Annotated in this window: 5 protein-coding genes and 1 pseudogene; 3 read left to right on the forward strand and 3 right to left on the reverse strand. The window is 51.6% G+C overall.

The annotated features are described in order from the left end of the window. Positions 1 to 26: 26 nt before the first annotated feature. Positions 27 to 365 (reverse strand): hypothetical protein, encoded by a 339-nt coding sequence (locus H6F91_RS12545; RefSeq protein ID WP_190773460.1) that lies wholly within the window; start codon positions 363 to 365, stop codon positions 27 to 29. 455 nt (positions 366 to 820) lie between these two features. Between H6F91_RS12545 and H6F91_RS12550 the strand changes: the two genes are divergently transcribed. After that, complete coding sequence (locus H6F91_RS12550; RefSeq protein ID WP_190773459.1) at positions 821 to 1,084, forward strand: hypothetical protein; 264 nt, start codon at positions 821 to 823, stop codon at positions 1,082 to 1,084. A 382-nt stretch (positions 1,085 to 1,466) separates the two neighbouring features. Here H6F91_RS12550 and H6F91_RS12555 read toward each other — a convergent pair whose 3' ends face one another. Beyond that, on the reverse strand, positions 1,467 to 2,714 hold the full coding sequence (locus tag H6F91_RS12555) for a hypothetical protein (protein ID WP_190773458.1): 1,248 nt from the start codon (positions 2,712 to 2,714) through the stop codon (positions 1,467 to 1,469). 704 nt (positions 2,715 to 3,418) lie between these two features. On the opposite strand from H6F91_RS12555, the gene H6F91_RS12560 reads away from it, so the two are divergent. Then, entirely contained in the window at positions 3,419 to 4,627 is a 1,209-nt protein-coding gene (locus H6F91_RS12560) for a low temperature requirement protein A (RefSeq protein WP_190770906.1), read from the forward strand. Positions 4,628 to 4,880: 253 nt separating this feature from the next. Then, positions 4,881 to 9,857, forward strand: coding sequence for a CHAT domain-containing protein (locus H6F91_RS12565; RefSeq protein WP_190789371.1), 4,977 nt, complete (start codon positions 4,881 to 4,883; stop codon positions 9,855 to 9,857). 380 nt (positions 9,858 to 10,237) lie between these two features. Here the strand turns inward: H6F91_RS12565 and H6F91_RS28555 are convergent. Next, positions 10,238 to 10,330: pseudogene (locus H6F91_RS28555) on the reverse strand (IS5/IS1182 family transposase); the annotation flags it as partial.

Raw genomic sequence — 10,330 nt, forward strand, 5'->3', positions numbered from 1 at the left:
CGGGTCTTGAAGCGATTGATGGAGCATCACTGCACAACGATCTGATCCGCGATGTCTGGATCTGGAGACTGGCAACCCATGGGAGCTACAGGGGTGAGAAATCCTCCGGCCTCAATCTTCCACCCGAGAATTTTATTCGCTGGGTTGCAGGGTTCCGTCAAGATCATTTTGATGTCCTGTCCACCATCATGTTCTAACGTGTCCAGGAGCTGTTGCTCGTCTGCAGAACCGGCCTGTACAGAAACCGGCACGATTTCTACCTCCTGACGGAGACGCCAGGGCCGACCTGTTGTGACTGCGTAGAGACCATCTAAGGCGATCGCCCCCACCAGCCCTAAAATTATCAACCCAACCCGTTGCTCCATGGCTTTATTTTTTGAAACCCACTCCTAGCATGGCATCTGTATCCACAGGATTCAAGCGAGTATCCGGCTTTTCTCCAGAAATCTACACCAGGGTTTACGTTGTGTGAACTTACGTCCATACAACGTAAACGAGTGAGATGACCCAATGGATTTAAATCTGAAAAATCGGATGGCGTTCTAAATGCAAAGCGCTGTCAGCAACGTAATTCTCTATGACCAATGGATATGGATGCCCTACTGCGGCTTTGCGGAATAAGAGTATCTCTCCATGATTCTAATAGTGAGACAATCCTCACTCATGTTGGTCGGCTGGAATGTGCCGTCATATTGATGCCAACGCCCAGGACTCGTTGCTCAGCTCAGCCCAGCGATCGCTTTTTATCAATTGCATCTGCTGTAAATCCAATCTCATTCAATAGCCCATCGTCACTTCCTGGCCCCCGGAGGTAACAGCTATGCCAGATCTTGCTGAGTGTCCCAGTTGTGGACGCAAAACGCTTGTTGTTCGTAATCCTGATTTGTATCAATGTATTTTGTGCGATTTCAAGCGTGATTTATCGAAAGTTGAAAAACGCTCTCCCAATACTGAACTTCCGTGGCCTCTGTTCATCATCTTCCTCGTCCTGGTGGTGTTTCTGATGGACTCTGGCTTGCAGCCCTCCCGTTCTGAGCGTCCCCAACGGGATTCGGTTGTGCCTCAAACTCTAAGGTCTCTGTAATCAGTAACAGATTGGGGCAGTGTTATAGGCTGCCCCAATCTATCCAGAACGACGGACGTTTTATTAGCTTTTCAGGTTCAGAGTGTTTCCAAGTGCCGCGCGTTGCACAGCACTTGGAAACACTCTGAACCCAAGTTGCCGTTTTATAGGTGAATTTTACTCACCTATAAAACGGCAACTTGGGGCCTGCTGACGTTACTAAAAATGTGTCAATTCTGACTTAGGATCGTGCATTTAATAACCTGTAATTCTTTTTGTGGGAGTGGCGGCTCTGCCGCCACTCCCACAAAAAGAATTACAGGTTGTTTTGTTTCTGATCCTTAGGTGATTTCTGGAAAAGAACTTCCCCCAAAAATGGGGATATTATTTCTCGGAAATCTCCTTAATTGACCGGGCCATCGATGGCAGGAACCCCGGGAGATGGAGACGGGTTGCGTTGCGTTGTGGGAGTTGAGGTTGTGGATTGTGCAGGGATTGGAGTAGCAGCTGGAATGGCGGATGGACGTATTATCCGTTCCATTTCGGCATTGCGTCGCTGGGCTTCCTGCTGATAAGCCTGGTCGCGCCAGGTATCAATGTACCCGCGAGCTTCTCCATATAAAGCTCGTCCCCAGCTCACGTTGCTGGCCTCGCTAATAGCGCCCTGGAGATCCCCCTGGTTCGCTAACTGCTGAGCTCGCTCAATGTAGGGGCGGTCTTCTAAAGTCTCCATTTGCTGACGCCATTGGGCGATCGCCTGCTGCGCCGTGTCGTAGCTGTCTGTGCCATAGAGGATGCCTTGGGCTTCGGCGATCGCTGCTTTTAATGCTTCCACATCACCACTTTGGGCCTGTTGTTGAGCCCGCTGTAGCCGAGAGCGGTCTTCCTCTTCCTGTTCTCGTTCCCACTGAGACAAAAAATCTTCAACGTTTGCAGGGGGAGCGCTGGGGGGGCTTTGGGCGATTTTGGGTTTATTCTTGTTGTTTTTCTGGTTATCGCGGGCTACTTGAAGCTGACGCATCAGTTCCCGGTAGCGCTCTGTTGTCCAGTAACGATTGTCTAATTGCAGCAGACGACGACCCACTGAAAGTGCTTCGTACCACTCCTCTTGTTCAATGGCGGTTTGGCCTTGCTGATACAGCTCCTCAGCTGTTTGCCAGAGGTCTTCCCAGGCTTGCACGGTTTGCTGTACCTGTTGGTAAGGACGGATGCGGGAGGGGACCTGTTGGGCGATGTCGATAGCCCCTTGCAAGTTGCCATTCTGAAACTCGGCTTCCGCACGTCGCAGGATTTCCTGAGCCCAAATGTTGATCAGGCGATCGCCCTCATCCCGCAGTGGGTGTTTTCGATCGATCGCATTGGCCAATAAGATAGCCCGTCGTAAGCTTTCAGTATCGTGCTTGCTGGCTAACTGCTCTGCGCAATAGATCTGGTGGGATGGGGGTGACTGACGAGCGTTAAAACACTGGGGTACCGCCGGGATCTGCATCAGTTCGGTTAGCGCAAAAAAGGCGACCCCAGCGGGCAGTATTAGCAAGCCGGAAACAACTACCCACGACTGCCAGCCCCATGGGCGGCGACGTGCTGAGGTGGTAAACTCCAGATTCCTGTCTGAGGAAGCGTCGGAGGGGTGATGGGGAACTAAGCTCATCGGCGAACCCACAATCCTAATCAGTGAACGCAGACGACCCTGCACGAAATCATAGCCTTGAGAAATAGCCTAGCATCCTCCCTTTAGGAGGAGACATTAGGGTCCGGTTTATCTGGTTTATAAGGTTGATTTTTTAGTGCAAAACGTATGAATAAGCAAATTCAAGTAGCTCAGTCTAATTGGATATAGCCTCAAAAGGCTGTGCTGCCCGTTTAGCAGATGGTATAGCCATTTAGACCTTACGTTTAATCAATACTCTGGACAGTTTTTCTGAAACCGTTGATTTTGCGTGCGCGAAGCGCACGCAAAATCAACGGTTTCAGAAAAACTGTCCGAACTAATGTTTAATGGCACACCTAACTGGTATGCGGTGGCTTAAGTTTTCCTATGTTTAGAGCTGAGGGTGCCTTACAACTACCATCTTTGAACATCAAGTTGATTTCTTTTGGTGAAGTAGTAATCTTTCACTAAAGGAACAAGGAGTTGATGGGGTGTGCTTTGCAGGCCCCATTAACTCCTCGAAACTCCTCAATGAACAAGGGTTGCTCGACGAAGTACTGGGGCACGACTGCTGCTTTATCAAACTTTGTAATCGTTTCTATAGAAAACTATTTGTTGCTAAGTGCAGGGTATAAAGTGCATAGGAAATGACTGGTTTTGGTGCACTTTATACCCTCAACTCAGCAACGGCAAAAACTATGATCATGCCGCACTGGTTTCACGCTCCGAAGCTCCGGGTGGGCAATGGGCTGGAAGACGAGTCCCGTCGGGCAACTTGGCTGGAATTGTTTCTAGATTTAGTGTTTGTGGTGGCGGTTGCTCAGGAAGCTCATTACTTGAGCAAACACCTTTCGATGATGGGTTTTTTGGGCTTTTTGTTACTCTTCCTGCCTCTGTGGTGGGCGTGGATTGGAATTACCTTCTACTCCAACCGCTTTGATGTCGACGATGTGGGGCATCGCCTCCTGACGGCTGTGCAAATGCTGTTCATTGCAGCCATGGCGGTCAACATCCACGACGCCTTAGGGGAAAGCTCCGTTGGTTTTGCACTCTCTTATGTGGCGGTGCGAGTGGTGCTGGTGTTGCAATACATTCGGGCAGCACGGCACCTGCCTTCGGCGCGGCAATTAGCGACTCACTATGCTACTGGGTTTGCGATCGCCTGTGCCATCTGGCTCTTCTCCCTCTTTTTTCCCATTCCTTACCGCTTTGTCTTCTGGGTGGTGGGTATGGCGATTGACATTGCCACCCCGTTAACAGGAACCCGCTATCAGGCCAACCTGCTGCCTCACCTGGAGCACTTGCCCGAACGTTTTGGCCTGTTTGTGATTATCGTTTTGGGGGAAGCCATCGTGGCCGTAACCAATGGTGTCTCAGAACAGCATTGGGAACTCCTCTCCGTACTGACCGCTATTTTCGGCTTTAGCATCGCTTTTAGCCTGTGGTGGATTTATTTTGAAAACGTTGGTGGGCAAGCTCTCCGAGATGCTAGTCGCTCGGGGCAACTCAAAATTTTTCAGTTCTGGCTTTATGGGCACCTGCCGTTGGTGATTGGTATCCCGGCGGCTGGGGTGGCCGTAGAGCATGCGATCGCCCACGACCCAGCAACTACAGCTCTCCCCTCTGAGGTGCGCTGGCTGTTATGTGGTGCGATTGCCTGTTGCATGCTGGCCCTGGGGCTTCTACACCGGACGGGGATAATTTTCCGTTGCCAGGTACGGGCTCGTTATCGGATGGCAGCATCAATGGCGCTGCTGGCTCTGGCAGTTTTTGGCTACAGTCTACCCCCGGTTCTGGTGGTGGCTCTTGTAAGCCTGATTTGTATTTTCCAAGTGTTTCAGGATTATTACCAGGGGCATCCGGTGGCGACCATATCTGTAGAAGAGCCCCAGGAGAAAGGCACGATTTCCTGAGTTGATACTCATCTATTGCGTTCTATAGCAATCGTTACAAAGGAGAGAGGTGGGGCTTTATCCTACTTCTCTTCTTTTCAGGGCTTACGCGAACTCAGATGATGTAGCTGTACAGGGTACAAACACCACTTATTCATCGCATAGGCACTTCGTCAAGGGGACTAATGCTGTAAGTTTTTTTAACACTTTGTTACCTTAATATCTTCTCCGTAGATAATTCCCTTAGGAGTTTTCCCTGGCTATCTATTGCGGGATGATGTCTCTCATGCATCGGCGATCGCTTTCAATTTCTGTTTCGCTCCTGTTCCTGCTTCTCGCTTCAGCACCCTTATTAGCCCAATCCATTACTTCTGCCGGTGATGACACAGGCACGCAAGTATTACAGGAGGGCGAACGCTACACCATTACCGGCGGTACCCGTGCCCGCGAAAACCTTTTCCATAGCTTTGAGCGATTGGGGCTGGATGCCGATGAAATCGCTACCTTCCTTGCCCAGCCCGATATTGAAAATATTTTGGGACGGGTGACGGGGGGAGATGCCTCTATTATTAATGGTCTGCTTCAGGTGCAGGGTGGTAGTGCGAACCTGTATTTGATGAATCCTGCCGGAATTGTCTTCGGCCCCAATGCACGGTTAGATGTATCGGGTTCCTTCTTCGCAACGACGGCAACGGGTATTGGATTTGGCGATCGCTGGTTTAATGCCTCAGGCGAGAACACCTACGGCGATCTGATAGATACGCCAGATAGCTTTGCATTTTCCCTGATCAATGGCGGAGCGATCGCCAATTTCGCTGACCTGGCTGTTCAACCTGGGGAAAGCCTGAGTCTATTGGGAAGTACGGTGACTAATACGGGTAATCTCTCCGCGCCCGGAGGCACCATTACTCTGGCGGCAGTGCCCGGTGGGAATCGTGTGCGCTTGAGCCAGGCAGGTAGTTTACTGAGCCTGGAGTTGGATGCCCCCGATGGCACTTGGGATATGACCCTGAACCCGGTCGCCCTGACGCCGCTCTCATTACCGCAGCTACTGACCGGTGGTAACGTGGGCACCGTCTCCCAGCTCACCGTGAACTCCGATGGTAGCGTTCGATTGCATGGAGCTGATGTACCCGTGCAGGATGGAACGACATTAGTGGCTGGAACCCTCAATGCAGCGGGAACGGCGGCGGCAGGAATTCATGTGTTGGGCGATCGCGTTGCTCTCCTCAATGCCACGCTGGATGCATCTGGAACCAATGGTGGTGGCACCATCCGCATTGGGGGTGACTACCAGGGGAGCGGTTCTGTTTTCAATGCATCTCGTACCTATGTCAGTCAGGGTTCGAGTCTTGCCGCGGATGCGTTGAACAGTGGCCCGGGTGGACGGGTAATTCTGTGGGCCGATGATACGACCTACTTCGCAGGCACCATTTCAGCGCAAGGAGGTTCCCTTTCGGGGAATGGCGGTTTTGTAGAGGTGTCGGGTGCACAAGATTTGGTGTTTCGGGGAACGACGGACTTGAGGGCTCCCCAAGGCTTGCTCGGTACTCTCCTGTTAGATCCCACCAACATTGTGATTGTCAGTGGAACGGGGGGAGCCGATGATGGCCAGTTGGATGCTGACGTTCCTGCCGGTGAGCTGGCAGGGCTAATTTTGGCAGGGCAGGATGCCGACGCCTACACCATTTCTGAGGCCGCGCTGGAAGCCCTGGACGGTAACGCTAACGTTGTCCTTGAAGCAACCAATGACATCACCATCAATCCGTTAGCGGATGGGTTTTTGACCTTTGCAGCCGGAACTGGAACCATTACCCTGACAGCGGATGCTGATGGTAGTGGGGTGGGCTCGTTCATCATGCAGAATGCCACCAACACATTGCAGGCATTGGGGCGATCGCTCACGATTACAGGGGCCGGAATTAGTGCGGGCAATATCGACTTAGGCGATTCAACCGTTGCACCAGCCGGAGCCATTACCCTTGTGGCCAATAATGGCAATATGACCGTCGGTTCAATAAACACTGCGGCCAATGATGATTTTCCTGGGGATTTCAATTATCTAAATGCAGGGGATGTTACCCTGCTAGCTCCCAATGGCAGTATTACCGCCGGGAATATTAATGCCAGTACCTACATCACAACTCGCTTCAGTGGTGATGGGGGTACGGTTCGAGTATCTGCCAGAGATACAGTTCAAACTGGGACGATCAATACGCTGAGTGGGGGTGGCTTTGGGGCAACCATCACGCTCGAAAGCAGCAACGGTTCTCTATCGACAGGTTTACTCTCGTCATTGTCATTTGCAGATGGAGGCGGTCGAGATATTACCCTGACGGCAAACAATGGTTCCATCACGACGGGAGCGATCACCGCTTACGGTAACACGACCCGCGTTGGAGGCGCGGTCAACCTGACGACGGCAATAGGGACTATCACGACTGGCACGATTGAAACCGACAACAATGACATCTTGCTCCGGGGAGACGTTGTGCTCAATCGTGATATTTCCTTAACGAATCGGAACTCAACAGGTGCTATCGAGCTATCAGGTTCATTCAATGGAAATTATGCTTTGACGGTGGATGCTGGTGCAGGAGCCGTGACGTTCAGAGAGGCGATCGGCAGCACCGTTCCTTTGGGCAACCTCGTCATCAACAGTACCGGAACGACCCAGTTTGGCAGCACGGTGAATGCGGCGAGTATCCAGACCAATGCCGGGGGTGCCACTCAACTAAATGGTGACGTGACGACGAGCGCGTCCACAGGTCAGAACTATGGCGACGCGCTAACGCTGGTGGGTGATATTCGCTTAACTGGCTCAGAAATTGACCTGGGTAGCACCGTGTCGGGAAGTGGCAACCTGACCTTGCAAACGTTTGAAGAGAATGGGGCGATCGCCTTAGGCGGAACCGATAACAACACTGTAGCTCTAGATTTAACCACAACAGAACTGGCACAGATCCAACCTGGTTTTCGTTCAATTACCATTGCCGGAGCCAATGGTACCGGCACCATCACGCTAAATGACACGAGCGCTTTAGGGAGAACACCGACGCTTTTACGTGGTTTTTCTACCCTTGTTGGCCCCGAACTGGAGACGACGTGGCGTATCACGGGCCGTAATCAAGGGCAAGTTAGCGGCCTTAACTTTGCGGCCATATCCACCCTGCAGGGAGGACGAGGTGACGATACTTTTCAATTTAATACAGGGGAAACTTTTGTTGGCAGTATCGCAGCTGGGCTGGGAAGATTGCGCCTTGCTGGAATGACGGTCAATCTCGATAATCCATCGGTGGATTATGACATTTCTGCATCTGGCCCCGTTGTGATTGAAGCTGCTCAGGGTATTCAGGTGGGCGGCATTGAAGCTTCAGGTAGTGCAGGTCCAGGGCAGCGAGTTACCCTAACAAGCCGTAATGGCTCTATTACAACAGGGGACATTACCACAGCCGGAACCACGGGCGGGGATGTTACGCTCAGGGCTGAAACCGCTATTACAACAGGGGCGATCGACGCATCGGGTCGTATCGGCAATGGCGGGAATGTAACCCTGGATCCTATCGGTGATGTTCAAGTCGGTTGGATCAATGCGGAGGGCGGCGACAATGGTATAGGTGGTACCGTTGACATCACCGCGGGTCGCTTTTTTCGTGCAACGGATTCCTTCTCCAATCGGAACGGTCAGCAGGCCAGTATTTCCACTGCGGGTGGGTTCGGCGGTGGGGCAATCACCATTCGTCACGGCGGCAATGGTAGTATTCCCTTCTTCATTGATGACGATTTTGGCGATAATGGCAGCCGCGCCGCCATTACCAATGGCACCGATACCTTTGACGTCGGAAGCTACTTCTTCAACAGCGCAACCCGAGGAACGGTCAGCATCTTAACGAATAATCTACCTGACTTGGAGGAGCCTGAACCGCCTGTATGCGAGGCCAACTGTGGGGCCACGGAAGAAGGTCTACCTCCTGTAAACGAAGAGACACCTGTAGACATCCCCACGGTTGTAGAAGCGCGCGCAATGCTTCTGAATCTGGCCGAACAAACGGGTATTCCTCCAGCTTTGATCTATATCAGCTTTGTCTCGCCTGAGATTCAACTGCCAAACGGCTTTGCCGACCGAGAGGCGATCGCCTCCCATCAATTTACCGACTACTTAGAGCAGGGCAACCCTACCAATACGCCTCTACTGACGGTGCAGCCCAGCGATACGGATGAGCTGGAACTTATGTTGGTGTTGCCCAATGGCGACATCGTGCGCCAACGGGTTGCCGGGGTAACACGAAGCATGGTGTCCCAGATCCGGCGGCAGTTGGTGAATGAGATTACGGCACCGAACCGATTCCGTTCCAATCGCTATCTTGCTTCAGCCCAGCAACTCTACCAATGGCTGATTGCTCCGTTAGAGGATGAATTGGCATCCCAGAATATTGGCAATCTGGCCTTCATTCTGGATAGCGGATTGCGCTCAATTCCCCTTTCTGTGCTCCACGATGGCCACCAGTTTTTGATTGAGCGGTACAGCATCGGCCTGATGCCCAGCCTCAGTCTGACCGATACGCACTATCAGGATCTCCGCAACGTACCTGTTTTGGCAATGGGGGCGTCAGAGTTTGATACGTTACTGCCACTTCCCGCTGTTCCAACCGAACTGACTGTTGTAACCTCTGCTGTCCCTAACAGCATTTTCTATCTGAATCAAAACTTTACCCAGGCGAATTTGCTGAAAACCCGATATGAGCGTCCCTACAGCATTGTGCACTTAGCGACCCACGCCGACTTTCAAACGGGAGGATTGCAAAATTCCTACATCCAGTTTGGCGATCGCCGCCTCCCCCTCAATGACCTGCGCCAACTGCGTTTGAACGAGCCACCTGTCGAGCTGTTGGTGCTGAGTGCCTGCAAAACTGCTTTAGGCGATGACCAGGCTGAACTGGGCTTTGGCGGCTTGGCGGTACAAGCAGGGGTGCGATCGGTATTAGCGAGTCTCTGGTATGTCAGCGATACAGGTACCTTGGGCTTTATGAGTGAGTTTTATCGCCAGCTTCAAGAATCTCCGACCCGCTCAGAAGCTCTCCGGGAAACCCAACTCTCTATGCTGCGTGGTGAAACACGCCTTGAGGACGGCCAGCTCATAACCCCTCATGGCGTCACTCCCTTATCTCCTGGCCTGGTAGGAACCAATGATATTGACTTATCCCACCCTTACTTCTGGGCATCCTTTACCATGATCGGCAGCCCCTGGTAAATCCCGCCTTCTAGGAAGAAAGTGTTGTGTTTTATCTCGTTAGTGCATTGTTGCGTGTTGCGTGTGAAGCACACTACACAACAAGGTGCCCACCCTGAATTCTTGTAGCGGTGTAAATGTTGATGATTGGCGATCGCCCCACAACTTTCTCACTACAATGCTTTTCCTTTGAAATGTATGTGCAGTTAACAGAAATCGTCACTGAAGTGACTGAGCATCATGAAATATAAAACCCAAAATGCTCTATCAAATGTGCTGTGGTGCATCACGCTTCTTTAACTGAGTTTGACATTCGTTAATCACTTCTTTGCTAACCAACATCTACCTCTCGTTAGTCACCTCAATTCACCCATCCACTCCTATAGAGCCCATTTGATATCTTAAGAAGGGGCTGAAAGCCTCTTCAGCATTAGCCGGATGAAGCAAAGATCGATTTGGGCTTTGGCGTGAGATAAAGTACGCTCAAAGTTCTT

It is taken from the genome of Leptolyngbya sp. FACHB-8 (assembly GCF_014695575.1).
Lineage (GTDB): Bacteria > Cyanobacteriota > Cyanobacteriia > Elainellales > Elainellaceae > Vacuolonema.

What these genes read in the sequence shown, in the direction of transcription:
- H6F91_RS12565 (WP_190789371.1), top strand. Translation starts at nt 4,881, where the DNA reads ATGATGTCTCTCATGCATCGGCGATCGCTTTCAATTTCTGTTTCGCTC.
- H6F91_RS12550 (WP_190773459.1), top strand. Translation starts at nt 821, where the DNA reads ATGCCAGATCTTGCTGAGTGTCCCAGTTGTGGACGCAAAACGCTTGTT.
- H6F91_RS12560 (WP_190770906.1), top strand. Translation starts at nt 3,419, where the DNA reads ATGCCGCACTGGTTTCACGCTCCGAAGCTCCGGGTGGGCAATGGGCTG.
- H6F91_RS12545 (WP_190773460.1), bottom strand. Translation starts at nt 365, where the DNA reads ATGGAGCAACGGGTTGGGTTGATAATTTTAGGGCTGGTGGGGGCGATC.
- H6F91_RS12555 (WP_190773458.1), bottom strand. Translation starts at nt 2,714, where the DNA reads ATGAGCTTAGTTCCCCATCACCCCTCCGACGCTTCCTCAGACAGGAAT.